This is a genomic window from Geodermatophilus sp. SYSU D00758 (assembly GCF_054049955.1).
Genome location: NZ_JBJGYK010000014.1, coordinates 112,042 through 138,705, shown reverse-complemented (window position 1 = coordinate 138,705; position 26,664 = coordinate 112,042). Strand labels below are relative to the sequence as shown.

The window sequence follows — 26,664 nt, the reverse complement described above, 5'->3', positions numbered from 1 at the left end:
TTACGGCGGTCATGGCGAGAGGGAAACGCCCGGTCCCATTCCGAACCCGGAAGCTAAGCCTCTCAGCGCCGATGGTACTGCCCCGGAGACGGGGTGGGAGAGTAGGACACCGCCGGACAACCATTCCCGAAACGGGGGTCGGAGCTTTCCGCTCCGGCCCCCGTTTTGCATGCCCACCATCAGCACCGCGAGTGCCGACCCCCGCGACGAGGTAGCAGAGAGCCATGACTCCACCCGCACGAGGCGAGGGCCACCGCGACGACCGGACCCCCGGAGGCGGCGCGCCCCGGTCCGGTCGTGCCGCCGGGAGAGGACGCCCCCAGTCGGGCGGTGGGACCCGCGGGGCCGGGGTCCGAGGCGGCGCGCCGCAGGGCGGGGGCAGCGGAAGCCCGGCCGGCGAGCGCCGACGCGGTGGAGGTGCCGGCGCGCCGTCCGACTGGCGCGAGCGCCGCCCCCAGGCCGGCGGAGGCCGTCCGGGCGAGCAGGCACGAGGTGGACGTCCCGGCGGCCCCGACGCACGGGCCGCCGGCGCCCAGGACCGACCCGCCTGGCGGGACCGCCGGGAGGACCGGTCGTACCGCGGCGACAGCCCGGGAGGACGCGAGCGCGGACGAGCGTCGCAGGAGCCTTCGCGGGGAGGGCGTACCGGGACCGGTCGGGCGGGCGGCACACCTCCGGGGGAGTGGCGCGAGCGGCGGCCCCAGCGGGCCACCGGCGACCGGAGCGAGCGGCGGCCCCCGGCGCCGGGTGACCGCGGCTCCTGGCAGGAGCGGCGTCCCCAGCGGCCGGGCGACGGGGGGGCCTGGCAGGACCGGCGCCCCCGGCGCACTCCCGAGGGCGGGGGTGGACGTGCGGGATGGCGTCCCGAGCGGGGCGACGACGCGGGGTCGTGGCAGGACCGGCGCCCGCAGCGCGGTTCCGGGGGCGGCGACTGGCGGGAACGGCGACCCCAGCGGACCGGGGCGGGCGGAGCCCGCGAGGCCGGGCGCCCGCACCGGTCGGGGGCGCCTGCGGGCAACTGGCGGGAGCGCCGGCCCACCGGCGACCGCCGCGGTCCGGTCGCAGGCCGCGCCGACCGCACGCCGCCGGCCCCGGCCGGTCCCGCCGTGCCCGACTGGGCCGATCCCCGCGACCTCGATGCCGGGGTGCGCAGGGCCCTGCGCGGCCTGGAGGCGCGCAACGCCACGCGCGTCGCCGGGCACCTGGTCGCAGCCGGGTCCCTCGTCGACGAGGACCCGGCGGAGGCGCTCGCCCACGCCCGGGCGGCGCGCGACCGCGCCTCCCGCATCGCCGTGGTGCGGGAGGCCGTGGGGGTGGCGGCCTACCACGCCGGCGACTACGCCGAGGCCGCGCGTGAGCTGCGGGCCTACCGGCGCATGAGCGGCGACCCCGGCTACCGGGCCGTGCTGGCCGACTGCGAGCGCGCCATGGGGCGCCCCGAGGTGGCCCTGCGGCTCGTGCGGGAGGCGCTGGAGAGCTCGCCCGACGCCGCGGAGACCGTGGAGCTGCGGCTGGTCGAGGCCGGTGCGCGCCGGGACCTCGGGGAGACCGCGGCCGCCCGGCTCGTCCTCGAGGGCGCGCTCGGGGGACGGCCGCGGCCGGACAGCGTCGACTGGGACGACGCCGGCACGCTGCGCCTCGCCTCCGCCTACGCCGACCTGCTCACCGCGACCGGGGACGAGGCGGCCGCCCGACCGTGGCAGGAGGCCGTCGCCGAGCACACACCCGAGGACGACGTGGAGTTCTCCGAGGTGGAGGAGACGGTCGACGAGGCCGGGGCCACCCCCGCGGACGAGGCCCCCGCCCCTGAGGGCGAGGCCGCCGCGACGCCGGAGGGCGAGGCTTCCGAGGCGCAGGCGGAGCCCTTCCCCGCTGCGGCGGCCGGGGGTGATCCAGCAGTGCACCGGGACGCGGGGGCCGGGCCGGCCCGTCGGCCCACCTTCGACGAGGAGGTCGAGGCCGAGGTGGCCGAGCTGCTCGGCGAGGACGGCTCCGCGCCGGACCCCTCCGTCGACGGACCTGGGGACGCCGCGGACGGCACACAGCACTGACCCGGGACGGAACCGGCCGCGGTGTCCACACGCCGCGGCCGGTTCCACAGGGGGGCGCCGGGCCCCGGGCGGACGGGCGGTGACGGCGAGGCTCTCGGGCATGACCGTGGCAGTGATCGACCGCAACGACGTGGTGCTCCGGGGCCGGCTGCCCGCACCGGTAGAGGTGCGCAGCCTGCCCAGCGGGGACACGCTGGTGACCTTCCGGCTGGTGGTCCGCCGGCCCGAACCGCGGGCACGGGGCCAGTCGGTCGACGTCCTCACCTGCATCTCCTACGACCGGGCGCTGCAACGCCGGGCCGCCGCCTGGGCCGCCGGGGACGTCGTCGAGGTGCAGGGCGCCCTGCAGCGCCGCTTCTGGCGGACCCCCTCCGGCACCGCGTCCGTGTGCGAGGTCAACTGCCTCCGGGGCCGCAAGGTCCTGCGGGCCACGGCGGGGTGAGGGGCGCCGCGGCACCGCACCCGGCGCCGGGGCGGACGCCGGGGTCGCGGCCCCCGTCAGCCCCCGTGCGGGCGCAGGACCAGCCCGGTCCGGGGCTTGGGCACGAACAGGGTCGACTTCCGCGGCATCCGGGCCCCGGCCCGCGCCACGGCGGCCACCGCCGCAGGGGAGGGGCCGCGCAGCAGCACGGCCACGCCGCGCCGCGCCCGCGCCTCGGCGAGGGCGGTGGGCAGGTCGTGGGCGATGAGCAGCTCACCGGGGCCGTCCTCCCGGCCCCACAGCCGCCGCAGCAGCCCGTGGTGGGCGAGCACCACGTCGAGCCCGCGCCAGGCCGCCGGCGCCTCGGCGGGCACCGCGTCCCGCACGTACGGTGCCGGGTCGTGCAGGCGCGCCAGCCGGGTGCCGTCGGTCACCAGCAGGCCCGGCGCCGCGGGGTCGGCGAGCTCGCGGGCGGCCGCGGCCGCGACGTCCGCCGCGGGGAGCCCGGTGACGCTGAAGCCGGCCGCCGCGGCCGACACCGCCGCGTCGAAGTCGAGCCCGGGGACCACGCGGTGGATGCCCTCGACCCGCAGCCCGCCCGGGCCCATGGGCGTGAGCAGGGCCAGCACGGCCGGGTCCGGGGCGGCACCGGGCTCCCGGGCGTGCGCGCAGGCCGCGGCGAAGCGGTGGTGCCCGTCGGCGATGACGGCCGCCGTGCGGGCCAGCCCGCCCGACACGGCGGCGAGGACCGCCGGGTCGACGACGCGCCACAGGCGGTGCCGGACCCCGTCGGCGTCGTCCACCTGCAGGGCGGGCCGGGCGGTGCGGACCGTCCGGGCGAGGGCCTCGACCTGCTCGTCGGGGTCGTGGGCCAGCACGATCGGCTCCAGGTCGGTGCGGGTGGCGGCCAGCAGCGCCCGCCGGCCCTCGACCGCCACCGGGAAGGTGTCCTCGTGCGGGAGCACCGCCGTCGAGCCCGCCGCGGGCAGCGCCACCGCCCCCAGCCAGCCGAGCGTCGCGGGGGCCCCACCCGGCGGGGCCATCTCGTAGAGCCACAGGGCCGGCTCGGGGTCCCGCTCGAGGACCCCCTCCGCGGTCCAGGTGCGCAGCGTGGCCGCCGCCTGCTCCACCCCGCCCGCGGCGCCGGCCTCGTGCCCGGGGACGGGCGGCACGAGCGGCAGGATGAGGCGCACGACGTTGTGCGGGTCGGCGGCCACCAGCCGCTCCCGGCCCTCCGGGGTGACCAGGTCGTAGGCTGGCGAACTCACGCGGGCGAGGTGCCCGGGGTCGCGTCGACGGTAGGTCAGGGCCCGGAAGGGTCGGACCTCCAGGCCGTCCCGGGCGGGATGTGCGGGACCCACCGGCGACGAGGACACGAGGGTGATCGTAGGAGCGGCCCGTCACCCCCCGGCGCGGGTGGGCCGGGCGGGGGGTCCTCGGCGCCGACCGCGGCGCCGACGAGCGGGCCGACGACGGGACCGGAGGGGGGCGGGAGTGGCCGACGAGGAGGGTGCCCCGGAGGGCGACGTCTACGAGTGGTACCAGCGCGGCCTCCGGCTGCTGGCCAACCGGGATCCCGCCGCAGCGGCCACCCTGCTGTCCCGGGCCGTCGCCGCGGAGCCCGGCTCGCGCAGCCTGCTGGAGGCCCTGGCCCGGGCCCAGTTCGACGCCGGCCGCTACGACGAGGCCATCGGCTCCTTCACCCGCCTGATCCGCGGCAACCCCACCGACGACTACGCCCAGTTCGGGCTGGGGCTGGCCGCCAGCCGGGCCGGGGACCTCGACCTGGCCGCCGAGCACCTGGCCCTGGCGGTCGCCATGCGCCCCGACGTGGGGGACTACACGCGTGCGCTGCGCCGGGTCCGCGCGCGCCGCTCCTCGGGGTCGGCGTGACCCCGGCCGCGCCCCTGACCGGAGGCTGCGCGCAGCCCCCGGCGGCCGTCTTCGACGTGGCCCTGCTCGACCTCGACGGCGTGGTCTACGTGGGCCCGGACGCCGTCCCGGGGGTACCGGCCGCGCTGGCCCGGGCCACGGCGGTGGGCATGCGGCTGGGGTTCGTCACAAACAACGCCTCCCGGACCCCCGAGGAGGTCGCCGCCCACCTGCGCGAGATCGGGGTGGCCGCGTCCGCCGACGACGTCATCACCAGCTCCCAGGCGGCGGCCACCGTCGTGGCCGGCCGGCTGGGGCGCGGGGCGCGGGTGCTCGCCGTCGGCGGGCCGGGCGTGGCGGCCGCCCTGACCCGGGCCGGGCTGACCGTCGTCGGGACCGCGGGCGACCGGCCGCAGGCCGTGGTCCAGGGGTACGGCCGCGACGTCGGCTGGGCGGAGCTGGCCGAGGCGGTGGTGGCCGTCCGGAACGGCGCCGAGCACGTCGCCACCAACGCCGACGCCACCGTCCCCTCGCCGCGTGGCCCGCTCCCCGGCAACGGGGCCCTCGTCGGCGTCGTCAGCGCGGTGACCGGGCGCGCCCCGCTGGTCACGGGCAAACCGGACCCGGCGATGCACGCCGAGTGCGTCCGGCGCACCGGCGCTCGCCGCCCGCTGGTGGTCGGCGACCGCCTGGACACCGACGTCGAGGGTGCCCGGCGGGCCGGCGCGGCGAGCCTGCTCGTCCTGAGCGGTGTCACCGACGCCCGCCGGCTGCTCGCCGCACCCCCGGACCAGCGGCCCGACCTCCTGGCCGGCGACGCGGCGGGCCTGCTGGTGGCGCACCCCGCGGTCCTGCCCACCGAGGGCGGCGCCCGCTGCGGGCGGTGGTCGGCGCGCGTCACCCGCGGTGCGGTGGAACTGGTGGCCGGGGACGGCGACCGGGCGGCCGGCCAGGCCACCCCGGACGACGGGCTCGACGGGCTGCGCGCCCTCTGCGTCGCCCACTGGGCCGAGGTCGACCGGGCGCACGGCGACCCGGCGCCGCGCCCGCGGGCCGGTGAGCCCGCGGCCGCGGAAGCGCTCGCCCGGTGGGGGCTGGGGGACCGGTGACCCGGCCGGGCGCTCAGAGCAGGGCGCGCAGCCGCAGCATGTCGCGCAGCCCGGCCTCGAGCTTCACCCGTCCCGAGGCCCACGCCGGCCCGAAGGACAGCTCGCCCCGGGTCAGCGCGACGAGGTCGTCGCTGGCCATCGTCAGCCGGATGTCGGCCTTCTGCAGCGAGTCCGCCGCCGGCTCGGCGCGCAGGTCCCGCACGGCCCCGCGCGACAGCCGGGCGCGGAACACCTCGCCCAGGTCGGGCAGGTGGCAGGACAGGCTGCGGTCCAGCCCCTTCGCCGCCGGCTTGGCGGCCAGGTCGCCCAGGACGGACTCCAGCGCGGTCCGGCACTCCTCGGTCGTCGCCACGGCCCGCAGACCTCCTCGTTCGTCGGTGCACCGGCGGGGGAACCGTAGCCCCCGCCTCGGCGGCCCGTGGCCGTCGTCCCCGGCCGGTACCCTCGCGGGCCGGGGGTGCGGTGCCCGGCCCGTCCGTCATCGTCCCCCCGACGCCGCCCCGACACCCCGCCGGAACCCCTTCGCGAGAGGCCAGCCCATGACCGAGCCCCACCGGCCCCGCCCGGTCCCGGGCCCGCCGGTGCCGGCACCGGGCAGCACCGCGCCGCGCAGCACCGCGCCGCGCAGCACCGCACCGCGCAGCACGGGAGCGGGCAGCACGGGGCCGGACCCCACCGCGGCAGGCGGCTCCGCGCCGTCGCCGGCCCTCGCCGGTCTCGGATCCCTGCCGGTCGCCGAGCACGTCGCCGTCCTCGAGGCCGAGCACGCCCGGCTGCAGCGCGAGCTCGCCTCGATCGACCAGCTCTGATGGTCCGCCGCAACCGTCTGGACGCCGAGCTGGTGCGGCGCGGCCTGGCCCGGTCGCGCGAGCACGCGGTGGACCTCATCGCCGAGGGCCGCGTCGCGGTCTCCGGCCGCGCCGCGACCAAGCCCGCGACCGGGGTCGACGCCGACACGCCGGTCGTCGTCCGCACCGACCCGGACGAGCCCACCTGGGTCTCGCGGGGCGCCCACAAGCTGCTCGGCGCGCTGGCGGCCCTGCCCGTCGACGTGGCGGGCCGGCGGGCGCTGGACGCGGGGGCGTCCACGGGCGGGTTCACCGAGGTGCTGCTGCGCCGGGGCGCCCGCGAGGTGGTGGCCGTCGACGTCGGGTACGGCGAGCTGGCCTGGTCGCTGCGCACCGACGACCGGGTGCGCGTGCTGGAGCGGACCAACGTCCGGTCGCTCACCCCGGAGCAGGCCGGGGGCCCGGTCGACCTCGTCGTCGCCGACCTCTCGTTCATCTCGCTGCGGCTGGTGCTCCCGGCGCTGACCGCCTGCACCACCGAGGGCGCCGACCTGCTGCCGATGGTCAAGCCGCAGTTCGAGGTCGGCCGCGAGCGGCTGGGCTCCGGCGGCGTCGTCCGCGACCCCGCCGCGCGCGAGGCCGCCGTCCTCGAGGTCGCCCGGGCCGCCGCCGGGCTCGGCTGGGGGACCGCCGGCGTGGTCGCCAGCCCGCTGCCCGGACCGGCCGGCAACGTCGAGTACTTCCTCTGGCTGCGCCGGGACGCCGGCCCGCCGCGCCCGGAGGACGTGCACCGAGCCGTCACCGAGGGGCCGTCGTGACCCCGCCCCGCCCCGAGGAGGCACCGTGAGCCAACCCGGTCCCAGCGTGTGGCCACCCAGCGGCAGCAGGCACGTCCTGCTCGCCGTCCACACCGGCCGCGCCGACGTCGTCGCGCTGGCCCGCAGCTCGGCCGCCCGGCTGGCCCGGGCCGGCATCACCGTCCGGCTCCTGGACGACGAGGCCCCCGAGCTCGGGATCGAGGGTGCCGAGGTGGTCCCCGCCGACTCCGAGGCCGCCCGTGGTGCCGAGATCGTCATGGTCTTCGGCGGCGACGGCACCTTCCTGCGCGCCGCGGAGCTGGCGCGGTACAGCAACGCCGCGCTCATGGGCGTCAACCTCGGCCGGGTCGGGTTCCTGGCCGAGACCGAGCCCGAGGCGGTGGAGGAGACGCTGACCGCCATCGAGCAGTGCGAGTACGCCGTGGAGAAGCGGCTGGCGATCGAGGTCGACGTGCTCGACCGCACCGGCGCGGTCGTGGGCGGCACCTGGGCGCTCAACGAGGTCTCGGTGGAGAAGTCCCAGCGCTCCCGGGTGCTGGACGTCGTCATCGCGATCGACGGCCGGCCGCTGACCAGCTTCGGCTGCGACGGGGTGCTCTTCTCCACCCCCACCGGCTCCACCGCCTACGCCTTCTCGGCCGGCGGCCCGGTGGTCTGGCCCGACGTCGAGGCGCTGCTCATGGTGCCCTCCAACGCCCACGCCCTGTTCTCCCGGCCGCTGGTCACCTCGCCGGACTCCGTGCTCAGCGTCGGCATCCCCGCCGACGGCAACCGCGCGCGGGTCTCGGCCGACGGGCGGCGGGCGCTCGACGTGCCGGAGGGCGGCCGGGTCGACGTCCGGCGGGCCGGCCGCCCGGTGCGCATCGCACGGGTCCACCAGGCCACGTTCGGCGACCGGCTGGTCGCCAAGTTCGGCCTGCCGGTGCGCGGCTTCCGCGAGCGCTCGCACGACCCCGGCCGCGAGCTGTCGACGAGCCGCGACGTGCTCACGCGCGGCGAGGTCGACATCGACCCGCCCGTGGGCGGCGGGGCCCGGGGTGGGGGAGGCCCGCTCGACGGGCGGACGGGAGGTGCCGGTGGCGGCGACGCGTGAGCGGACCGGGCGGACCCGGGCGCCGGGCCGTCGGGCGCCGGAGGCCCCGGCCCCCGACGCCGGTGGGGACGAGCAGGTGCCGGCCGGGCAGCCGCCGACCGGCCCCGGGACGTCCCGGGGCCGGCTGACCGAGCTGCGCATCCGCGGGCTGGGGGCCATCGACGACGTCACCCTCGAGCTCGGCGACGGGCTCACCGTCGTCACCGGGGAGACCGGGGCCGGCAAGACCATGGTCGTGACCGGCCTGACCCTGCTCTTCGGCGGCCGGGCCGACCCCGGGCGGGTGCGCGCCAACGGCCGCGCCGGCGTCGAGGGCCGCCTCGCGCTGCCCGCCGACTCCCCGGTCTGGGAGCGGGCCGCCGACGCCGGTGCCGACCCCGACGACGACGGCAGCCTCATCCTGGCCCGCACGGTCAGCGCCGAGGGCCGCTCCCGCGCCCACCTCGGCGGCCGCAGCGTGCCCGTCGGCGTGGTCGCCGAGCTCGCCGAGGGGCTGCTGGCGGTGCACGGCCAGAGCGACCAGCTGCGGCTGTCCCGCCCCGCCGAGCAGCGGCGCGCGCTGGACCGCTACGCCGGGCCCGAGCACCTGGCCCTGCTCGAGACCTACCGCGAGGCCTACGCCCGCTGGCGGGAGCTGACCGGCGACCTCGAGCGCCGCCGGGGGCAGGCCCGCGAGCTCGCCCAGGCCGCCGACGTGCTGCGCAGCGGGCTGGCCGAGATCGAGGCGGCCGCCCCCCAGCCGGGTGAGGACGACGAGCTCGACGCCCAGGCCCGCCGGCTCGGCGACGCCGACGCCCTGCGGGCCGCCGCCGACGAGGCCCGGCTGGCCCTCGTCGGCGACGTCACCGGCGACCTGGGCGGGGAGGGGGTCCCGCAGGACGCCAGCGCCGCCCTCGCGATCGCGGAGCGGGCACTGGCCGGCTCCGACGACCCCGCCCTGGTGCTGCTGGCCAAGGACCTCGCCGACGCGGTCGCCGTCGTCTCCGACGTCGCCACCCAGCTGGCCGGCTACGTCGCCGACCTCGACGCCGACCCGGCGCGCCTGGCCGAGGTGCTCGACCGCCGGGCGGCGCTGACCGCCCTGGTGCGCAAGTACGCCGACCCCGGCGAGGGGGTGGCCGGGGTGCTGGCCTGGGCCGAGGACGCGCGCGGCCGGCTGGCCGAGCTCGACGTCTCCGACGAGGCGCTCGAGGCCCTGGAGAGCGCGCGCGACGCCGCCCGGGCCGAGGTCGACGACCTCGCGGCCCGCATCTCGACCGGCCGGCGGGCCGCGGCCGACGGCTTCGCCGCGGAGGTCGGCCGGGAGCTGGCCGGGCTGGCGATGAAGAGCGCGCAGGTCTCCTTCTCCGTCGACACCGACCCGGCCGCACCGGGGCCGGAGGGCGTCGACGAGGTCGCGCTGCTGATGTCGGCCCACCCCGGCGCCCCGCCGCGCCCGGTGCACAAGGGCGCCTCCGGCGGTGAGCTCTCCCGGGTGATGCTCGCCATCGAGGTCGTCTTCGCCGGGGCCGACCCGGTGCCGGTCATGGTGTTCGACGAGGTGGACGCCGGGGTGGGCGGCCAGGCCGCGGGGGAGATCGGTCGCCGGCTGGCCCGGCTGGCCCGCCGGCACCAGGTCGTCGTCGTCACCCACCTCGCGCAGGTGGCCGCCTTCGCCGACACCCACCTGGTCGTCGACAAGGCCCCGGACACCGGGGCGGGCGTCACCGCCACCGACATCCGGGCCGTGGCCGGCGAGGACCGCGTGCGCGAGCTGGCCCGCATGCTCTCCGGCCTGGCCGACAGCGACACCGGGCAGGCGCACGCCCGCGAGCTGCTCGCCGTGGCCGCGGAGGCCCGCGCGGCGGCCTGACCGGGCGCGCCGTCCCCGGAACGGGGGACGACGCGTGGACGGGCGAGCGCCGGGGTAGGGGCCGGTCGTGTGCAACCGAGGAGAGCCCACCGCAGACCCCCGGCCGGCCGCCGGCGCGATCGAGGGCACCGCCCGGTGAGCTGCTTCTCCTCCGCGGACGAGTCGGCGCACTACGGCTTCAGCGTCTGCATGCTGCTGCAGCAGTACCGGGACGAGCTCGGCTGGGCGGGCCACGGGGTCGACGAGCTCGGCACCGGGGACGCCACCGCCATCGCCGACGTCGTCGCCGGCCTCCCGGAGCTGCGGGTGCGCAGCTGCGACATCAGCGCCCCCTCGGTGGAGACGGCCCGCGCCAACATCGCCGCGCGCGGGGTGGCCGACCGCTACACCGTCGAACTCGGCGACTTCTTCGACCGCGCGGACTCCGGGGACCGCCCGCGGGTGCGCACGGTCATCGCCAACCCGCCCTACATCCCCGCGCCGGACCGGGAGATCCTGATGCCGGAGCTGTGGGGCGGGGTGCACGGCAACGACCTGGTCCTGCAGCTGCTCAAGGCCGGGTACACCGACGTCCTCACCGCCGTCCCCAGCTACTCCGACCCCGTCGCCACGGTGACGACGGCCGGGGACCTCGGCTACCGGGTGGTCAACTTCCTCGCCATGGCGCTGGACTACGGCCCCTACAGCGCCGAGCCGAAGGTGCGCGAGCACGTCCGGCGGATGTGCGCCGAGGGGCGCGCCTGGGCCGGCGAGGACGGGTACATGGTCGCCGTCGCGCTGTTCACCACCGACCCCGACATCCCCGGCGACCGCGCCGCCCAGCTCCTGCGCGCCCTCCAGGTCGCCTGACCCGTCACCGGCGCTTGGCGTAGCCGGCCAGCCCGAACTGCAGCAGGGCCAGGCCGCGGTCGCCGCGGGCGCGCAGCTCCGCCGACAGGCGGGGGCCGGTGACGCCGGCGAGCACGCGGTCGCGGGCGAGGTCGAGCAGCGCGGCGTAGAGGCCGAGCACCGCGTGCGCCGCCAGCCACGGCGCGGGGTCGCCCGGCTCGGACTGCGTCTCCTCGGCGATCTGGCCGGCCAGCGCCGTGGTCAGCTCGCCGAGGATCTCCCGCTCGCGCAGCTGCAGCGTGTGGCTGCCGCGGATGACCCGCGCCATCCCGGCCACCCCGTCGGCGGCCTCCGGGGCGCCGAGCATGCTCATCGCGCGCACCACGAAGGTGCCGGCGGCGGCGGTCACGGACTCGCCCCGCGGCCGGGTGGCCACGGCGTGCAGCAGCGCGGCGCGGATGGGCGGGTCGGCGTCGAAGACCAGCCCCTCCTTGACCGGGAAGTGGTTGAACACCGTCTTCTCGACCACGCCGGCCCGCTGGGCGATCTCCACGACGCTCACCGCGTCGAAGCCGCGCTCGGCGAACAGCTCGGCGGCGGCGTCGACGATCCGGGCCCGGGTCTGCTGGCGCCGGCGCTCGCGGATCCCCGGGCCGCGCAGCCCGCGGCGGCTGCGCCGGCCGCGGCCGCCCTCCTCGCCGCCGTCGGACGCCGGGGCGGGCGGGGCCCCGGCCCCGGGCACGGGCGGCACCGCCGCGGCCGGCCCGTCCGCCGGGCGGGCCGCGGTCGTGGCCGGGTCGGTGGTGGGGAGGTCGGGGTCGGTCGGGGCGCGGTCGACGGCGACGTTGTCGCGCCGCAGCGCGCGGACCGCCGCGTCGACCGCCTCGGGCCGGACGTCGTCGGCATGCGTGCCGCCGACCCTGCCGCCGACCGCGGGCGCCCCTTCCGTCACGCGCGTAACGCTAGACACCGGGTGCGGGGGGTCCGGCAGGGGGAGCGCACGCCGGACGCCGGGCGTGTCGGCGGCCCCGTGGTGTCGCGCACTGTGAGTGATCACGCGGTGGCCGTCGCGCGTCGGGGGGCGGCGGTGCGAGGGCCCCGTGGGAGCATGGCCGAATGCGCCTCGGCTCCCTCCGTCGCGGCCGCGCACCCGAGTCCGCGCCCGGAGTGGCCGGCACCGTGCGCCTGGACCGCCGCACGAAGAACCTGACCAAGCGCCTGCGACCCGGCGACATCGCCGTCATCGACCACACCGACATCGACCGGGTGAGCGCCGACTCGCTCGTCGCGTGCCGGGTGGCCGCCGTCGTCAACGCCTCGGCCAGCATCTCCGGTCGCTACCCCAACCTGGGCCCGGAGATCCTCACCGCCGCGGGCATCCCCCTGGTCGACAACGCCGGCAAGGAGGTGCTCTCCGCGGTCAAGGAGGGCACCCGGGTCCGGCTGGACGGCGACACGCTGCTGCTCGAGGACGGCACCGTCCTGGCCAAGGGCACCCAGCAGACGCCGGAGACCATCGCCGAGGCCATGGCCGAGGCCCGGGCCGGGCTGTCCACCCAGTTGGAGGCCTTCGCCACCAACACGATGGAGTACATGAAGCGCGAGCGCGCGCTGCTGCTCGACGGGGTCGGCGTGCCCGACGTCGAGACGAGGATCGAGGGCCGGCACGTCCTCGTCGTCGTCCGCGGGTACGACTACAAGGAGGACCTGCAGGCCCTGCGCTCCTACATCCGCGACTACCGGCCGGTGCTCATCGGCGTCGACGGCGGCGCCGACGCGCTCAAGGAGGCCGGCTACCAGCCGGACATGATCATCGGGGACATGGACTCGGTGAGCGACGACGTGCTGCGCTCGGGCGCGGAGGTCGTGGTGCACGCCTACGCCGACGGCCGGGCCCCCGGCCTGGCCCGGGTGCAGGACCTCGGGGTCGAGGCCATCACCTTCCCTGCCGCGGCCACCAGCGAGGACATCGCGATGCTGCTGGCCGACGAGAAGGGCGCCAAGCTCATCGTCGCCGTCGGCACCCACGCCACCCTGGTGGAGTTCCTCGACAAGGGCCGCGGGGGCATGGCCTCGACCTTCCTCACCCGGCTGCGCCTGGGCGGCAAGCTCGTCGACGCCAAGGGCGTCAGCCGGCTCTACCGCAGCCGCATCTCGACCACCGCCCTCGTCGTCCTGGTGCTGGCCGCGTTCGTGGCGATCGGCTCGACGCTCGCGGTCTCGGCGGCCGGCCGGGTCTACCTCGACCTGCTGCTCGACCAATGGAACAGCTTCGTGTTCTGGCTGGAGAACCTCTTCTCGTGATCGACTTCCGCTACCACCTGGTCTCGCTGATCGCGGTCTTCCTGGCCGTCGCCCTGGGCATCGTGATCGGCACGACCCAGCTCAACCAGCCGATCCTCGAGGACATCCGCAACCAGGTGAGCGCGCTGGAGCAGGACAAGCGCGAGCTGGAGAACACCACGCGGGAGCTGCAGGCCGAGCTGGACGGCGCCGGCTCCTTCGCCGAGGCGGTCGCCCCCGCCCTCGTCGAGGGCACCCTGGCCGGCGAGGGCGTCGTGCTGCTCACCACCGGCGACGACGTGCCCACCGAGACGGTGGACGAGGTCACCGCGCTGCTGCAGGAGGCCGGCGCGGAGGTCACCGGGCAGGTCACGCTGCAGCCGGAGTACAGCGACCCCGCGACGGCCTCGCAGCTGCAGAGCTACGTCACCGGCCCGGGCCTGCCCACCGGCGTGACGCTGCCGGAGACCGACGACACCGGGCAGCTGGTCGCCGCGCTGCTGGCCCAGACGCTGATGGTGCCGCCGTCCGAGGACCCGGCGCCGCCCGACGGCGCCGCCCCGGCCGACCCGTCGGCGCCCGACACCGCCGCCTTGTCCTCCGTGCTGGCCGGCCTCTCGGCGCTCGACGTGCTGACCCAGGACTCCGCATCGGTCACCCCGGCCGACTACGCCGTCCTGCTCACCGCCGGCGCGCCGGACGGCGACGACGCCGCGGACCGGACCGACGCCCTGGTCGACCTGGTGGCCGCGCTGGACGGTGCCGGCTCCGGCGCCGTCGTGGCCGGCGACGGCGCGACGGCCGGTGAGACCGGCGTCGTCGGCGTCATCCGCGCCGACCCCTCGCTGTCGGCGGCCGTCTCCACGGTCGACAACGTCGGATCGGCCACCGGCCGGGTCAGCACGGTCCTGGCGCTCGGCCAGGAGAGCGAGGGCACGTCCGGCAAGTACGGCACCGGCGAGGACACCCAGCCGGTGCCGCCGGTCCCGGCCGCCGCCCCGTGAGGCGGGACGGGCCGGCGCGCGGGAGGGCCGGGCTCGCGCTCGGCGCCGCGGTCGCGGCCCGGGCCGGGCTGGCGGCCGCCGCGGCGGTCACCGCCCGCCCGGCCGGCGCCCCGTGGCGGCGGACGAACTACGCGGGGCGACCGGTGACCCTGCTCGGCGGCCCGGCCCTCGCCGTCGCGGCCACCGCCGGCGCCGCCGCCGGCGCGCCCGCCGGGTGGCGGGGCGCGGCCCTGGTGGCCGGCTCGGTCTCCGGGCTGGTGGGGGGCTACGACGACCTGGCCGGCGCCCGGCCCGAGCAGGCCCGGGACAAGGGGCTGGCCGGGCACCTCGCGGCGCTGCGGGCCGGGCGGGTGTCGGCCGGCGCGGTCAAGGTGGCCGGCATCGGGGCCGCCGCGGCTGTCGCGGCGGCGCTCACCGGCCGCGGCCGCGGCTCCGGGGCGGCCCCCGACGCGCTGCTCACCACCGGCCTGGTCGCCGGCACCGCGAACCTGGTCAACCTGCTGGACCTGCGCCCCGGCCGGGCGGGCAAGGCCGGGGCGCTGCTGGCCGCGGCCACCCTGGGCGGTCCGGCCGGGCCGCTGGTCGCCGGCCCGCTGGGCGCGACCCTCGCCGTGCTGCCGGCCGACCTCGGCGAGCGGGTGATGCTGGGCGACAGCGGCGCCAACGCCCTGGGCGCCCTCCTCGGCCTGCGCCTGGCCGCCCTGCGCTCCCGCGGCCTGCGGGCCGGGCTGCTCGGGGGCGTCGTCGCGCTCACGCTGGCCAGCGAGCGGGTCAGCTTCACCCGCGTCATCGAGGCCACCCCCGGCCTGCGGGAACTGGACCGGCTCGGCCGCCGCCCGGCATGAGCCGCCGGCAGGCGCTGCAGGGGGTCGCCGGTGCCGCGGCGCTGATCGCCGTCCTCACGGTCCTGGCCCGGCTGGCCGGCTTCGGCCGGACGCTGGTGTTCACCAACGCCGTGGGCGCGGGCAGCACCGGGGACGCGTACGTCGCCGCCAACGCCGTGCCCAACATCGTCTTCGAGGTCGTCGCCGGCGGGGCGCTGGCCAGCCTGGTCGTGCCGATGCTCGCCGGCGGGATCGCCGCCGGGGACCGCGAGCAGGTCCGCCGCACCGCCTCGGCGCTGCTGGGCTGGGCCCTGCTGGTGCTCACCCCGCTGGCGGTGCTCGTCGCGGTGCTGGCCGGGCCCATCGCCCGGCTGCTGCTCGGGTCGGCCGACGACGCCCAGATCGACCTGGCCGCCCGCTTCCTCGTCGTCTTCGCCCCGCAGGTCGTGCTGTACGGCATCGGCATCGTGCTCACCGGCGTCCTGCAGGCCCACCGCCGCTTCGCGATGCCCGCGCTGGCCCCGCTGCTGTCCAGCCTGGTGGTCGCGGGGGCCTACCTCGCCTTCGCCGCCCTCGACGGCAGCCGCTCGGCGGCCGACCTCTCCACCCCCGCCGAGCTGGTCCTCTCGGTGGGGACGACGCTCGGCGTGGCCGCGCTGTCGCTGAGCCTGCTCGCGCCCACCCGGCGGCTCGGGCTGGGCCTGCGGCCGTCGCTGCGCTTCCCCGTGGGCGCCGCGCCGCGCGTGCGCCGGCTGGCCGTGGCCGGGGTGCTGACCCTGGCCGGGCAGCAGCTGCTCGCGGCGGTGGCGATCCGGCTGGCCAACACCGGCGCCCCCGACGGCACCCAGGTGGTCTACGTCGCGGGGCTGACGGTCTTCCTCGTGCCGTGGGCCGCGCTGGCGGTGCCCCTGGCCACCTCGGCCTACCCGGGGCTGTCCGAGCGCGCCGAGACCGGCGACGAGGCCGGCTTCCGGGCGGTGCTGGCGCCGGTCACGGTCCTGGTCGTGACCGCCTCCCTGGTGGCGGCCGCGGTGCTGGTGGCCGTCTCCGGCCCGATGGCGCGGGTCTTCCTGGCCGCCGGCCCGCCGGAGGCCGTGGCCGCCCTGCGCGACACCATCGTCGCCTTCGCGCCCGGGCTGGCCGGCTACGGGCTGGTGGCGGTGCTGACCCGTGCGCTCTACGCCCGCGGGCTGTGGCGGGCGCCGACCGCCTGCGTCGTGGGGGGCTGGCTGGTCGCCGTCGCCGCCGACGTGGTGCTCGCCGCGGTCCTGCCCCCCGCCGACCGGGCCACGGCCCTGGGCGCCGGGCACACCGTCGGGGTGAGCGTCGCCGGGGTGGCGCTGCTGGTCGTGGTGCTGCGGGTGACCGGTCCGGCCGGGCTGGCCGGCGTGGTGCGGGTGGGCGGGCCCGCGCTGGTCGCCGCCGGCCTGGCCGGCGCCGCCGGGCTGGCGGTCGCCGGCGCGCTCGGCGCCGACCCGGTGCCGCGGGGGAGCCTGGTGTCGGTCGTCGGCGCCGGCGTGCTGGCCGCGGCGGCTGCCCTCACCGTCGCCGGTGCGGTCATGATGGGGACGGCCTGGCGGCCGCTGCGAGCGGCCGTGCGCGGGCTGTGACGGCGGGGGACGGCTGGACGACCGGGACGGGAGGAGGTGCACGGTGGCCGATGCGCTGCCCCTGCGGGGACGCCGCGTGGCCGAGGTGCTCGCCACGAGCACCGGCGGGGTGGGCACACACGTGCGCTCGGTGCTGCCCGCGCTGCGGGACGCCGGTGCCGATCCCCGGGTGTGCGGCCCGGCGGCCACCGAGGAGCTCTTCGGCTTCACCGCGACCGGGGCGGGGTTCGCTCCCGTGGAGATCGCCGCGGGGCTCTCCCCGGCCGCCGACGCGCGGGCGGTGGCGCGGCTGCGCCGGGCCACCGCGGACGCCGACCTGGTGCACGCCCACGGGCTGCGGGCCGGCCTGGTCGCCGCCGCGGCCCGCCGGCTGGGCGGCCCCCGGGCGCGGCCGCTGGTGCTGACCCTGCACAATGCGCTGCCCGAGCGCGGCGGCGCGGTGCGCCGGGTCCTGGCCCGCGCCGAGGGGGCCACCGTGCGCGCCGCCGACCTGGTGCTGGCGGCCTCCGCCGACCTGGCCGGCAACGCCCGCCGGCTCGGGGCCCGGGACGTCCGGGTCGCCCCGGTCTCGGCGCCGCCGCTGCCGCCGCCCGCCCGCGACCGCGCGGCCGTGCGCGCGGAGCTGGGCCTGGCCGACGGGCGCCCGCTGGTCGTCGCGGTGGGCCGGCTGCACCCGCAGAAGGGCTACGACGTGCTGCTCGACGCGGCCGCCCGGTGGGCCCGGGAGCCGGTCGTGCCCCTGGTCGCCGTCGCCGGCGACGGCCCGCTGCACGACGCGCTCGCCGCCCGGATCACCGAGCACCGGCTGCCGGTGCGGCTGCTGGGCCGCCGCGCCGACGTCGCCGACCTGCTGGCGGCCGCCGACCTGGCGGTGCTGCCGTCGGTCTGGGAGGCCCGCTCGCTGACCGCGCAGGAGGCCCTGCGCACCGGCACCCCGCTGGTGGCCACCCGCACCGGCGGGCTGCCCGAGCTCCTCGGGGACGCCGCCGAGCTGGTGCCGGTGGGGGACGCCGGCGCGCTGGCCGCCGCGGTGACCGGGCTGCTGGCCGACCCGGCGCGGGCCCACCGGCTGGCCGAGGCGGGGACCGCGCGGGCGCGCACCTGGCCCGACGAGGCGGCCACCGCCCGCCAGCTGGTCGCGGTCTACCGCGAGCTGCTCGGCCCGCCGCCCGGACCGGCCGGGGGCACGGCGCCGTGACCCGGGCCGCGGTGCGCCCGCCCGCCGTCCTGACGGCCGTCCTGGCGGCGCTCGTGACCGCCGTCCTCGCCGCGCTCGTCGTCCTGGCCGGCCCCGCCGCCGCGGCCCCGGCCGAGGACGACGCGGCGCCCGCCGGGCCCGGGGAGGGCCCGATCGCCGAGTCCGGCGAGGGGCAGACCGCCGGGTCCGGCGAGGGGCCGACCGCCGACACCGACGGTGCCAGCGCCGACCGGGTGGTGGTCGTCGGCGTGCCCGGCCTGGTGTGGGACGACCTCGACCCGCAGGCCACCCCCGAGCTGTGGGCGCTGGCCGAGGGGGCGCCGCTGAGCGCGGTGTCGGTGCGCGCGGCCCGCGCCACCAGCTGCCTGCTCGACGGGTGGGCCACGCTCGGCGCCGGCAACCGGGCCCGGTTCCCGGCGCCGGACGAGTCGATCCCCCCGGTGCCGCTGCCCACCGTGCCGCTGCCCGGCGCCGCGCCGGGCACGGGTGAGGACCCGGACGGGGACGGCGCGGACGGCGGCACGGACGGCGGCACGGACGGCGGCACGGACGGCGGCACGGACGGCGGCACCGCGCCGCCGGACCAGGCCCTCCCGGTGCCCCCGGCCACCCCGGCGCTGTCGCACTGCGGTCTGCAGGAGCGGCTGGCCGCCGCCGGGCTGGCCGACCCGCGGTCGGCGGTGGCCGCCGTCGCCGGGGACGCCGGTACCGCCCGGTTCGGCGCCGAGCCGGCCGCGCTCGGCGCCGCGGTCGGCTGCGCCACCGTCGTCGGCCGCGCGCCCGCCCTGGCCGCCGCCGCGCCCGGCGTCGACCTCGACCAGCGGGAGCGGCTGCCGGCCGACCCGGCCGGGCTGCTGACCGGCTGCCCCCTCACGCTGGTCTCCCTCGACGCGCTCGTCGATGCCGGGGAGCCCGACCTCGACGGCAGCGACACCGGCACCGACCCCCTCCCGCGGGCCGAGGCGCTGGCCGCGATCGACGACGCGGTCGGCCGGCTGGCCCGGGCGGCCGAGGCCGCGCCCGGCGAGACCCTGCTCCTGCTGCAGGGCATCTCCGAGGTCAACGACGGCCGCCCCCAGCTGCACGTCGGCATCGCCTCCGGCGCCGGCTTCGACGGCCAGCGGTGGCTGACCTCGGCCAGCACCGGGCGCGCGCCCTACACCCAGCTCATCGACGTCGCGCCCACCGTCCTGGACGCGCTGGGCCTGGACCGGCCCGCCTCGATGAACGGCCAGCCGCTGCGGGTCGACGGCGCGCGGCCGCCGCTGGCCGAGGCCGTCGCCGCGCTGGACCGGGCGAGCACCGCCGCCTCCGCGCACTACCGCAGCACCAGCACGTTCTTCTGGGCGGTCGTGCTGCTCGACGCCGCGGTCGTGGCCCTCGGGCTGCTGGCGGCCGGCGGTCGCCGCCGCGGCGCGGCCCCGCGCCCGGCGGGGGAGCGGCTGCGCGGGGCGGTGCGCCCGGTCGCGCTGGCGGCCGCGGCCCTCCCGGCGGGGACCTACCTGGCCGGGCTGCTGCCGTGGGAGCGCGCCGGGTCACCGCGCCTGGCCCACGCGGGGGCGGTGCTGCTGGCCACCGCGGTCGTGCTCGCGGTCGCCGCGCTCGGCCCGTGGCGCCGGCACCGGCTGGGCCCGCCGGTCGCCGTCCTCGCCGTCACCCTCGCCACCCTGGTCGGGGACGTCCTCACCGGCTCCACCCTCGAGCTCAACGGCCTGCTCGGGTACGACGCGATCGTGGCCGGGCGGTTCACCGGCTACGGCAACCTCACCTTCGGCCTGCTGTCGGTCAGCGCGCTGCTGCTCACCGCGGCCGCGGCGACGGCGGCCGGGCGGCGGGCCCCGCAGGCGCGGTCCCGGGCGGTGACCGCCGGCGTCGTCCTGGCCGCCGGCGCGCTCGCCGTCGTCGTCGTGGGGGCGCCGTCGCTGGGCCGCGACTTCGGCGGCGTCCTCGCCGTCCTGCCCGGCTTCGTGCTCCTGGCCATGCTGCTCACCGGCACGCGGGTCACGGTGACCCGGATGGCCGGGGTGCTGGGCCTGGCCGTGGCCGCCGTGGGCACCCTCGCCTGGTTGGACTGGCTGCGGCCGCCGGCCGAGCGCAGCCACCTCGGCCGCTTCGTCGACCAGCTGCTCACCGGCCAGGCGTGGACGGTGGTCAGCCGCAAGGCCGAGGCCAACCTCGGCATCCTGCTGGGCAGCCCCCTGGCGTGGGTGCTGCCCGTGGCGCTGGTCGCCGCCGTGTGGCTGGTCCGCCCCGGGGGCCTGCTGCCGGGGCCGCTGCGGGGGCCCGGGCTGCTGCGCGGCCGCACCGACCTGCTGCCGGCCCGTGACCTGGCCGTCCTGCGCGCCGGCCTGCTCGCCGGCGCCCTGAGCCTGACCCTCGGGGCGCTGGTCAACGACTCCGGCGTGGCCCTGCCCGCCACCGCGGCCACCCTCCTGGTGCCGCTGCTGGTCGAGCTCGCCGCGGCCCCGCGCGGCGGCGGGCCGGGCGCCGCGGGGGTGTCGGACGGCACCCCGCGTCCCGAGCCGGGGGAGGACCCCGACCGTGTTACGGTCGTCTCCCGTGGATCGACCGCATGGCAGGCCTGACACGTCCTACGCACCACCGGTAATCCTCCACAACTCCCAGCCGACGAAGTTCGTCTTCGTCACCGGCGGGGTTGTCTCCTCCCTCGGCAAGGGCCTGACCGCCAGCTCGCTGGGCGCGCTGCTGTCCAGCCGCGGGCTGCGGGTGACCATGCAGAAGCTGGACCCGTACCTCAACGTCGACCCCGGGACGATGAACCCGTTCCAGCACGGTGAGGTCTTCGTGACCGAGGACGGCGCCGAGACCGACCTCGACATCGGCCACTACGAGCGCTTCCTCGACACCGACCTCGACGGCCGGGCCAACGTGACCACCGGCCAGGTGTACTCCGACGTGATCGCCAAGGAGCGGCGCGGGGAGTACCTGGGCGACACCGTCCAGGTCATCCCGCACATCACGAACGAGATCAAGGCGCGGATCCTGGCCGGCGCCGACGTCCGGGACGGCGAGGACGGCCGCCGCGTCGACGTCGTCATCACCGAGATCGGCGGCACCGTCGGCGACATCGAGTCGCTGCCGTTCCTGGAGGCCGCCCGGCAGGTGCGGCACGAGATCGGCCGGGACAACTGCTTCTTCCTGCACATCTCGCTGGTGCCCTACATCGCGCCGTCGGGGGAGCTGAAGACCAAGCCGACCCAGCACTCGGTGGCGGCGCTGCGCAACATCGGCATCCAGCCCGACGCGCTGGTGTGCCGCGCCGACCGCGAGATCGGCACCGGCCTCAAGCGCAAGATCAGCCTGATGTGCGACGTCGACGCCGAGGGGGTCATCTCCTGCGCCGACGCGCCGTCGATCTACGACATCCCCAAGGTGCTGCACCGCGAGGGCCTGGACGCCTACGTCGTCCGGCGGCTGGGGCTGCCCTTCCGGGACGTCGACTGGACCGTCTGGGGCGACCTGCTCGACCGGGTGCACGCGCCCCGGCAGACCGTCACCATCGCGCTGGTCGGCAAGTACATCGACCTGCCCGACGCCTACCTGTCGGTCACCGAGGCCCTGCGCGCCGGCGGGTTCGCCCACCGCAGCCGGGTGGAGATCCGCTGGGTGCCCTCCGACGACTGCCAGACCCCCGAGGGGGCGCGCCAGGCCCTCGCCGGCGTCGACGGGGTGTGCATCCCCGGCGGGTTCGGGGTCCGCGGCATCGAGGGCAAGCTGGGCGCGATCACCCACGCCCGGGTCGACGGCATCCCGACCCTGGGGCTGTGCCTGGGCCTGCAGTGCATGGTCATCGAGGCCGCGCGCAACCTGGCCGGCCTGGCGAAGGCCAACTCCGCGGAGTTCGACCCCGACACCCCCGACCCGGTGATCGCCACGATGGCCAGCCAGGTGGAGGTCGTGGCCGGCCGCGGCGACATGGGCGGCACCATGCGGCTGGGCAGCTACCCGGCCAGCCTGCAGCGGGGCTCGGTGACGGCGGCGGCCTACGGCAGCACCGAGATCACCGAGCGGCACCGGCACCGCTACGAGGTCGCCAACGCCTACCGGGACCGGCTCGCCGAGGCGGGGCTGGTCTTCTCCGGCACCTCGCCCGACGGCACGCTCGTGGAGTTCGTCGAGTACCCGGCCGACGTGCACCCGTTCTTCGTCGGCACCCAGGCGCACCCGGAGCTCAAGAGCCGCCCGACCCGGCCGCACCCGCTGTTCGCCGCGTTCGTCAAGGCCGCCATCGACCGCTCGGAGTCCGCCCGGCTGCCGGTGCCGGTGGACGAGGGCGAGAAGGTGGGGATCTGACCGTGACCGACGGGCCCCGCGACGGTGCTCCCCGGGACGGTGCCGCCCCGCACGAGTACCGGGTCGTCGGCCGGGAGCAGGTGTACGCGGGCCGGGTCATCGAGCTGGTCCGCGACACCGTGGCCATGCCCGGGGGCGGGGACAGCGTCCGGGAGGTCGTCCACCACCCGGGCGCGGTCGCGGTCGTGGCCCTCGACGAGCAGGACCGCGTCGTCCTGCTCCGGCAGTACCGGCACCCGGTGGGCGGCTACCTGTGGGAGCTGCCGGCCGGGCTCCGTGACACCGACGGCGAGCCGCCGGTGCAGACCGCCCGGCGGGAGCTGGCCGAGGAGGTGCGGCTGGCCGCCGAGCGCTGGTCGCTGCTGACCACCACCTACAGCACGCCGGGCTTCTGCGACGAGCTCGTGCTGGTCTACCTGGCCGAAGGCCTCTCGGACACCGAGGTGCCGGAGGGGTTCACCGTCGAGCACGAGGAGCTGGACATGCAGGTGGAGCGGGTGCCGCTGGCCGAGGCCGTCCAGCGCGTGTTCGACGGGGACATCCGCAACGCCGCCGCGGTCATCGGCCTGCTCGCCGCCGCGCAGGTGCGGGCCACCGGCGCCCGGCTGCGCCCGGTCGACGCCGGCTGAGACCACCGCGCGGCACGCGGTCGGCCGGGGCTCAGCCGACGGTGACCGGCTCCGACGTCCCCACCTGCACCCAGCGCGCCGAGAGGCTGTCGGTGACCTCCTCCTCGAGCCAGAAGACGTAGCGGGCGCCGGGGGCCAGGCCGGCGACCGTCGCCGCGACCACCGCGCACCCGTCGGGCTGGGCGACGACCACCTGCGGCGGCGCGGCCTGGCGGCCGGGCCGCAGCGACTGCTCCACCGCCTGCACGCGGTAGCCCCGCACCTCGGGGGCGGAGTCCGCGCGCCAGGACAGCCGGACCGCGCCGGGCCCGGCCGGCTCGACCGCGGGCACGATGCGCGTGGGCGTGCCGTGCGCGCTGCACGGGTCGTCCGGGCGCGGCTCGAGCTCGGGGACGACGCCCACCGGGACCAGCGGCTGCGGGACCTCCACCCGCAGGCCGCCCACCGGCGCGGGCCCGGTGGCGACCACCGGCGGCTCGACCGGGACGGGGCGGGCCACGACCGCCTCGGGGGCGGGGAGCGCGACGGCGCGCGGCGCGGTGACCGGCGCGGGTGCGGCGGTCGCCGTGAGCGCGGCGGCCAGGTCGCCGGCCGGTGCGCTGAACGCCAGCAACCCGAGGGCGAGGGCGGCCGCAGCGCCGAGCGCCATCCTCGCGGCCCCGCTGCGCCGCGGGGGCCGCCGCCGGGTCCGCGCCCCGGTCCGCGCGCCGCGCTGCCGGGCCGCGGCTCCCGGTGCCGGTCGGAGTGCCCGTCGCCGTCCCCGTGCCGCCGCCACGGCAGCTTCTTCGGCAGCGGGGCGGCCGGCCTCAACGCGAAGCCGGCAGCTCCCGCCGCGGGTCGAGCGCCAGCCCCAGGCGGTCGAGCTCCAGGGCGGCGAGGGCCCGCTCGGCGGCGGAGTCCCCGGCCCGCCAGGCCGCCACCGTGCCCGGCGGGAGGGCGGCCAGCCGGTCCAGCGGCGCCGTGGCCACGGCCCGGACGGCGAGCACGGCCGGGTCGGCGGCGGCCAGGCGGGTGGCCGCGCCGGCCGCCCGCACCCAGCCCAGCCGCCACGGCAGCCAGCGGAGCAGGTAGACGACGACCGGCAGGACGACGAGGGCGCCGGCGAGGACGGCGGCCAGGGTCGCCACCGTGTCGGAGACCCCGGTGCCCGCCCCGCTGACCGAGGCGCCGGCCCGCCCGAGGCCCTCCAGCGGCGCGGCCAGGTCGTCGCCCACCACCGGGACGTCCCCGGCCGCCTCGGCGGCGCGCGCCATGCTGCCGGCGACCGAGCCGCCCAGCTCGGCCACGGCGTCGCCGGGCCCGGCGAGCACGAGCACGGCGCGGTGCGCGGCGCGGGCGGCCAGCACCCAGGCCGCGGTCCAGGCCAGCAGGCCGAGGTCGGCGGCCGCCTGGCGGGCGCGCAGGCCCGATCGGGGCGCGTAGAGGGGCATGCGGGACCTCCGGGGAGCGGCGGGCGGCCGGGGACCCCTACCCGGCGGGCCGCCGGGGGCACCCCTACCCGGCGGGCCGCCGGGTGCACCCCTCCGGGTGGCCGGCGGCCCGCCCTGGTCCGGTCCGGCGGCCCCGGCCCCTAGACTCCGCCGAGGCAGGCCCCGACCGGGCCGCCCACAGCGTGGTGGGTGCCGCCCCGTCACCCTCGGGGTCCGACTCCCGCCCCTACCGAGGAGAGCGCATGAGGGTCGGGGTCCCCCGAGAGGTCAAGAACCGCGAGTACCGGGTCGCGCTCACCCCCGCCGGGGTGACCGAGCTGGTCCGTGCCGGGCACACCGTGCTGGTCGAGCGCGGGGCGGGGGAGGGCTCGTCGATCCCCGACGCAGACTACACCGCCGCCGGCGCGACCATCCTGGACTCGGCCGACGACGTCTGGGCCGACGCGGACCTGCTGCTCAAGGTCAAGGAGCCGATCGAGGAGGAGCACGGCCGCCTGCGCGCCGGGCAGACGCTGTTCACCTACCTCCACCTGGCCGCGTCCAAGGCCTGCACCGACGCGCTGGTCGCCTCCGGCACCACCGCCATCGCCTACGAGACGGTGCAGACCGCCGGCGGTGCGCTGCCGCTGCTGGCACCGATGTCCGAGGTGGCCGGCCGGATGGCCCCGCAGGTGGGGGCGCACACCCTCGAGCGGGCCCACGGCGGCCGCGGGGTCCTCCTCGGCGGGGTGTCGGGGGTCTACGCCGCCAAGGTGGTCGTCATCGGGGCCGGCGTCTCCGGGATGAACGCCGCCGCGATCGCCCTGGGCATGCAGGCCGAGGTCGTGGTCATGGACAAGGACATCGACAAGCTGCGCGCCGCCGACCGCATCTACCAGGGGCACATGCAGACCGTCGCCTCCAACGCCTACGAGGTCGAGCGCGCGGTCCTCGACGCCGACCTGGTCATCGGCGCGGTGCTGGTGCCCGGTGCCAAGGCCCCGACCCTCGTGAGCAACGAGCTGGTCAGCCGGATGAAGCCGGGCTCGGTGCTGGTCGACATCGCCGTCGACCAGGGCGGGTGCTTCGAGGACACCCGGCCGACCACGCACGACGACCCGACCTTCCGGGTGCACGACTCGGTCTTCTACTGCGTGGCCAACATGCCCGGCGCGGTCCCCAACACCTCGACCCACGCGCTGACCAACGTGACGCTGCCCTACGTCATGGCCCTGGCCAACGAGGGCACCGCTGCCGCGGTGCAGGCCGACCCGGCGCTGGCGCGCGGCGTCAACGTGGTCTCCGGGCAGGTCGTGCTCGCCGAGGTCGCCGAGGCCCACGGCATGGCCGCCGCCCCGCTGGAGGAGGTGCTGACCTGACGACCGCCCCCACCACCGCCGGGGACGTCGCCCGCGTCGTCACCGGCTACCTCGACCACCTCGCCGTCGAGCGCGGCCTGGCGGCCAACACGATCGCCTCCTACCGCCGCGACCTGCGCCGCTACACCGAGTTCCTCGGGGCGGCCGGCGTCCGCGGGCTGGGAGAGGTCGCCGAGGCCGACGTGGCGGCGTTCCTGGCCGCCCTGCGCCAGGGCGACGACGGGCACCCTCCGCTGTCCGCGACGTCCGCGGCGCGCGCGGTGGTCGCCGTCCGCGGGCTGCACCGCTTCGCGCTGCTCGACGGGCTGGTGACCAGCGACGTCGCGCACGAGGTGCGCCCGCCGGCGCCGGCCCGCCGGCTGCCCAAGGCGATCCCGGTGGAGTCGGTGGTCGCGCTCATCGAGGCCGCCGGGTCGGTGGAGGGGCCGCGCGGGCTGCGCGACCGGGCGCTGCTCGAGCTGCTCTACGGCACCGGGGCGCGGATCTCCGAGGCGGTCGGGCTGGCCGTGGACGACCTCGACCGCGGGCAGGCCGTGGTGCGGCTGGCCGGCAAGGGCGGCAAGCAGCGGGTGGTGCCGGTCGGCTCCTACGCGCTGCGCGCCGTGGAGGACTACCTCGTGCGGGCCCGCCCGGCCCTGGCGGCGGCCGGCCGGGCCGGCGTGCGCGGCGGGGCCCTGTTCCTCAACGCGCGCGGCGGCCCGCTGTCCCGGCAGAGCGCCTGGGCGATCCTCCGGACGGCGGCCGAGCGGGCCGGCGGCGCCGACGGCGACCTGGCCCGGCACGTCTCCCCGCACACGCTGCGGCACTCCTTCGCCACGCACCTGCTCGACGGGGGCGCCGACGTCCGGGTCGTGCAGGAGCTGCTCGGGCACGCCTCGGTGACGACGACCCAGGTCTACACGCTGGTCACCGTCGACCGGCTCCGGGAGGTCTGGGCGACCAGCCACCCGCGCGCGGTGAGCTGACAGACCGCCCGGCGCGCAGACGGCAGGTGTTGCCGTCATCCCAGCCGGTCCCGCGCCTCTGTGTCAGCAACCGTCGCCAAGTCGACACGGCGCGCGGCGTGCCTCCTCGGTGAACGCTGTCCGTCTCCCTAGCGTCGGGGGCACCCGGCGGGCGGAACGGCCGCCCGCGACCGGCGGTGACCGGCCGGGACGGGCACGAGGTGGAGGCAACAGACCG

24 protein-coding genes and 1 rRNA gene are annotated in these 26,664 nt (G+C 78.5%); 20 read left to right on the top strand and 5 right to left on the bottom strand.

The genetic code is table 11. The features are described 5' to 3' along the window. Window position 1: 1 nt before the first annotated feature. The 3 genes from rrf to ACI8AC_RS12625 all read left to right on the top strand — a co-directional run bounded on the left by rrf (window position 2) and on the right by ACI8AC_RS12625 (window position 2,493). Window positions 2-118, top strand: a 5S ribosomal RNA gene (rrf, locus tag ACI8AC_RS12635). A gap of 988 nt (window positions 119-1,106) precedes the next feature. After that, window positions 1,107-2,051: a tetratricopeptide repeat protein gene (locus ACI8AC_RS12630; protein ID WP_456898130.1), complete on the top strand. Its 945-nt coding sequence runs from the start codon at window positions 1,107-1,109 to the stop codon at window positions 2,049-2,051. Between the two features lie 100 nt (window positions 2,052-2,151). Next, on the top strand, window positions 2,152-2,493 hold the full coding sequence (locus tag ACI8AC_RS12625; RefSeq protein ID WP_456898129.1) for a single-stranded DNA-binding protein: 342 nt from the start codon (window positions 2,152-2,154) through the stop codon (window positions 2,491-2,493). A 56-nt stretch (window positions 2,494-2,549) separates the two neighbouring features. Here the strand turns inward: ACI8AC_RS12625 and ACI8AC_RS12620 are convergent, their stop codons facing one another. Further along, window positions 2,550-3,740 (bottom strand): DUF1015 domain-containing protein, encoded by a 1,191-nt coding sequence (locus tag ACI8AC_RS12620; protein ID WP_456898128.1) that lies wholly within the window; start codon window positions 3,738-3,740, stop codon window positions 2,550-2,552. A gap of 226 nt (window positions 3,741-3,966) precedes the next feature. On the opposite strand from ACI8AC_RS12620, the gene ACI8AC_RS12615 reads away from it, so the two are divergent. Next, a complete protein-coding gene (locus ACI8AC_RS12615) occupies window positions 3,967-4,365 on the top strand; it encodes a tetratricopeptide repeat protein (RefSeq protein WP_456898127.1) in 399 nt (132 codons plus the stop codon). Then, entirely contained in the window at window positions 4,362-5,453 is a 1,092-nt protein-coding gene (locus tag ACI8AC_RS12610) for an HAD-IIA family hydrolase (protein ID WP_456898126.1), read from the top strand. Before ACI8AC_RS12615 ends, ACI8AC_RS12610 begins: the two co-directional genes overlap by 4 nt. 13 nt (window positions 5,454-5,466) lie before the next feature. On the opposite strand, the gene ACI8AC_RS12605 is transcribed toward ACI8AC_RS12610, so the two are convergent. Continuing rightward, window positions 5,467-5,805 (bottom strand): alkyl sulfatase C-terminal domain-containing protein, encoded by a 339-nt coding sequence (locus tag ACI8AC_RS12605; RefSeq protein ID WP_456898125.1) that lies wholly within the window; start codon window positions 5,803-5,805, stop codon window positions 5,467-5,469. A 187-nt stretch (window positions 5,806-5,992) separates the two neighbouring features. Here ACI8AC_RS12605 and ACI8AC_RS12600 point away from each other — a divergent pair, with 187 nt between their 5' ends. The 5 genes from ACI8AC_RS12600 (at window position 5,993) to ACI8AC_RS12580 (ending at window position 10,853) form a co-directional block, all read left to right on the top strand. Continuing rightward, window positions 5,993-6,262 carry a hypothetical protein gene (locus ACI8AC_RS12600; protein WP_456898124.1) on the top strand — a complete coding sequence of 90 codons (270 nt, stop codon included), beginning with the start codon at window positions 5,993-5,995 and terminating at the stop codon, window positions 6,260-6,262. Next, entirely contained in the window at window positions 6,262-7,059 is a 798-nt protein-coding gene (locus ACI8AC_RS12595; protein WP_456898123.1) for a TlyA family RNA methyltransferase, read from the top strand. Before ACI8AC_RS12600 ends, ACI8AC_RS12595 begins: the two co-directional genes overlap by 1 nt. Window positions 7,060-7,084: 25 nt before the next feature. Next, complete coding sequence (locus ACI8AC_RS12590; RefSeq protein WP_456898122.1) at window positions 7,085-8,152, top strand: NAD kinase; 1,068 nt, start codon at window positions 7,085-7,087, stop codon at window positions 8,150-8,152. Continuing rightward, window positions 8,136-10,004, top strand: a complete 1,869-nt coding sequence (gene recN / locus ACI8AC_RS12585; RefSeq protein ID WP_456898121.1) for a DNA repair protein RecN — start codon at window positions 8,136-8,138, stop codon at window positions 10,002-10,004. The genes ACI8AC_RS12590 and recN overlap by 17 nt, the downstream gene beginning before the upstream one ends. Window positions 10,005-10,139: 135 nt before the next feature. Then, window positions 10,140-10,853 (top strand): methylase, encoded by a 714-nt coding sequence (locus tag ACI8AC_RS12580; protein ID WP_456898120.1) that lies wholly within the window; start codon window positions 10,140-10,142, stop codon window positions 10,851-10,853. Window positions 10,854-10,857: 4 nt separating this feature from the next. On the opposite strand, the gene ACI8AC_RS12575 is transcribed toward ACI8AC_RS12580, so the two are convergent. After that, window positions 10,858-11,784: a TetR/AcrR family transcriptional regulator gene (locus ACI8AC_RS12575; protein ID WP_456898119.1), complete on the bottom strand. Its 927-nt coding sequence runs from the start codon at window positions 11,782-11,784 to the stop codon at window positions 10,858-10,860. 227 nt (window positions 11,785-12,011) lie between these two features. Between ACI8AC_RS12575 and steA the strand changes: the two genes are divergently transcribed. From steA to ACI8AC_RS12535, 8 genes are read left to right on the top strand one after another with little or no spacing between them, the layout of a single operon-like run. After that, window positions 12,012-13,136, top strand: coding sequence for a putative cytokinetic ring protein SteA (gene steA, locus ACI8AC_RS12570; RefSeq protein WP_456898118.1), 1,125 nt, complete (start codon window positions 12,012-12,014; stop codon window positions 13,134-13,136). Next, complete coding sequence (locus tag ACI8AC_RS12565) at window positions 13,133-14,119, top strand: copper transporter (RefSeq protein WP_456898117.1); 987 nt, start codon at window positions 13,133-13,135, stop codon at window positions 14,117-14,119. The genes steA and ACI8AC_RS12565 overlap by 4 nt, the downstream gene beginning before the upstream one ends. After that, complete coding sequence (locus tag ACI8AC_RS12560; protein ID WP_456898116.1) at window positions 14,116-14,964, top strand: hypothetical protein; 849 nt, start codon at window positions 14,116-14,118, stop codon at window positions 14,962-14,964. Before ACI8AC_RS12565 ends, ACI8AC_RS12560 begins: the two co-directional genes overlap by 4 nt. After that, window positions 14,961-16,553 (top strand): murein biosynthesis integral membrane protein MurJ, encoded by a 1,593-nt coding sequence (gene murJ, locus ACI8AC_RS12555; protein ID WP_456898115.1) that lies wholly within the window; start codon window positions 14,961-14,963, stop codon window positions 16,551-16,553. The genes ACI8AC_RS12560 and murJ overlap by 4 nt, the downstream gene beginning before the upstream one ends. 43 nt (window positions 16,554-16,596) lie before the next feature. Further along, window positions 16,597-17,751, top strand: coding sequence for a glycosyltransferase family 4 protein (locus ACI8AC_RS12550; protein WP_456898114.1), 1,155 nt, complete (start codon window positions 16,597-16,599; stop codon window positions 17,749-17,751). Next, window positions 17,748-20,336 (top strand): hypothetical protein, encoded by a 2,589-nt coding sequence (locus tag ACI8AC_RS12545; RefSeq protein WP_456898113.1) that lies wholly within the window; start codon window positions 17,748-17,750, stop codon window positions 20,334-20,336. Before ACI8AC_RS12550 ends, ACI8AC_RS12545 begins: the two co-directional genes overlap by 4 nt. Next, the gene (locus ACI8AC_RS12540) at window positions 20,311-22,065 is read left to right on the top strand and encodes a CTP synthase (RefSeq protein ID WP_456898112.1); all 1,755 of its coding nucleotides are present in this window, start codon (window positions 20,311-20,313) and stop codon (window positions 22,063-22,065) included. Before ACI8AC_RS12545 ends, ACI8AC_RS12540 begins: the two co-directional genes overlap by 26 nt. A gap of 2 nt (window positions 22,066-22,067) precedes the next feature. Next, window positions 22,068-22,694, top strand: a complete 627-nt coding sequence (locus ACI8AC_RS12535; RefSeq protein WP_456898111.1) for an NUDIX domain-containing protein — start codon at window positions 22,068-22,070, stop codon at window positions 22,692-22,694. 31 nt (window positions 22,695-22,725) lie between these two features. On the opposite strand, the gene ACI8AC_RS12530 is transcribed toward ACI8AC_RS12535, so the two are convergent. Together ACI8AC_RS12530 and ACI8AC_RS12525 are read right to left on the bottom strand one after the other, a co-directional pair. Next, window positions 22,726-23,343, bottom strand: coding sequence for a hypothetical protein (locus ACI8AC_RS12530; protein WP_456898110.1), 618 nt, complete (start codon window positions 23,341-23,343; stop codon window positions 22,726-22,728). A gap of 157 nt (window positions 23,344-23,500) precedes the next feature. After that, on the bottom strand, window positions 23,501-24,124 hold the full coding sequence (locus ACI8AC_RS12525) for a hypothetical protein (RefSeq protein WP_456898109.1): 624 nt from the start codon (window positions 24,122-24,124) through the stop codon (window positions 23,501-23,503). Window positions 24,125-24,366: 242 nt separating this feature from the next. Between ACI8AC_RS12525 and ald the strand changes: the two genes are divergently transcribed. Together ald and ACI8AC_RS12515 are read left to right on the top strand one after the other, a co-directional pair. Next, complete coding sequence (gene ald / locus ACI8AC_RS12520; protein ID WP_456898108.1) at window positions 24,367-25,482, top strand: alanine dehydrogenase; 1,116 nt, start codon at window positions 24,367-24,369, stop codon at window positions 25,480-25,482. After that, window positions 25,479-26,447 carry a site-specific tyrosine recombinase XerD gene (locus ACI8AC_RS12515; RefSeq protein ID WP_456898132.1) on the top strand — a complete coding sequence of 323 codons (969 nt, stop codon included), beginning with the start codon at window positions 25,479-25,481 and terminating at the stop codon, window positions 26,445-26,447. The genes ald and ACI8AC_RS12515 overlap by 4 nt, the downstream gene beginning before the upstream one ends. Window positions 26,448-26,664: the final 217 nt, after the last annotated feature.

What these genes read in the sequence shown, in the direction of transcription:
- ACI8AC_RS12595 (WP_456898123.1), top strand. Translation starts at nt 6,262, where the DNA reads ATGGTCCGCCGCAACCGTCTGGACGCCGAGCTGGTGCGGCGCGGCCTG.
- ACI8AC_RS12530 (WP_456898110.1), bottom strand. Translation starts at nt 23,343, where the DNA reads ATGGCGCTCGGCGCTGCGGCCGCCCTCGCCCTCGGGTTGCTGGCGTTC.
- ACI8AC_RS12525 (WP_456898109.1), bottom strand. Translation starts at nt 24,124, where the DNA reads ATGCCCCTCTACGCGCCCCGATCGGGCCTGCGCGCCCGCCAGGCGGCC.
- ald (WP_456898108.1), top strand. Translation starts at nt 24,367, where the DNA reads ATGAGGGTCGGGGTCCCCCGAGAGGTCAAGAACCGCGAGTACCGGGTC.
- ACI8AC_RS12600 (WP_456898124.1), top strand. Translation starts at nt 5,993, where the DNA reads ATGACCGAGCCCCACCGGCCCCGCCCGGTCCCGGGCCCGCCGGTGCCG.
- ACI8AC_RS12625 (WP_456898129.1), top strand. Translation starts at nt 2,152, where the DNA reads ATGACCGTGGCAGTGATCGACCGCAACGACGTGGTGCTCCGGGGCCGG.
- murJ (WP_456898115.1), top strand. Translation starts at nt 14,961, where the DNA reads ATGAGCCGCCGGCAGGCGCTGCAGGGGGTCGCCGGTGCCGCGGCGCTG.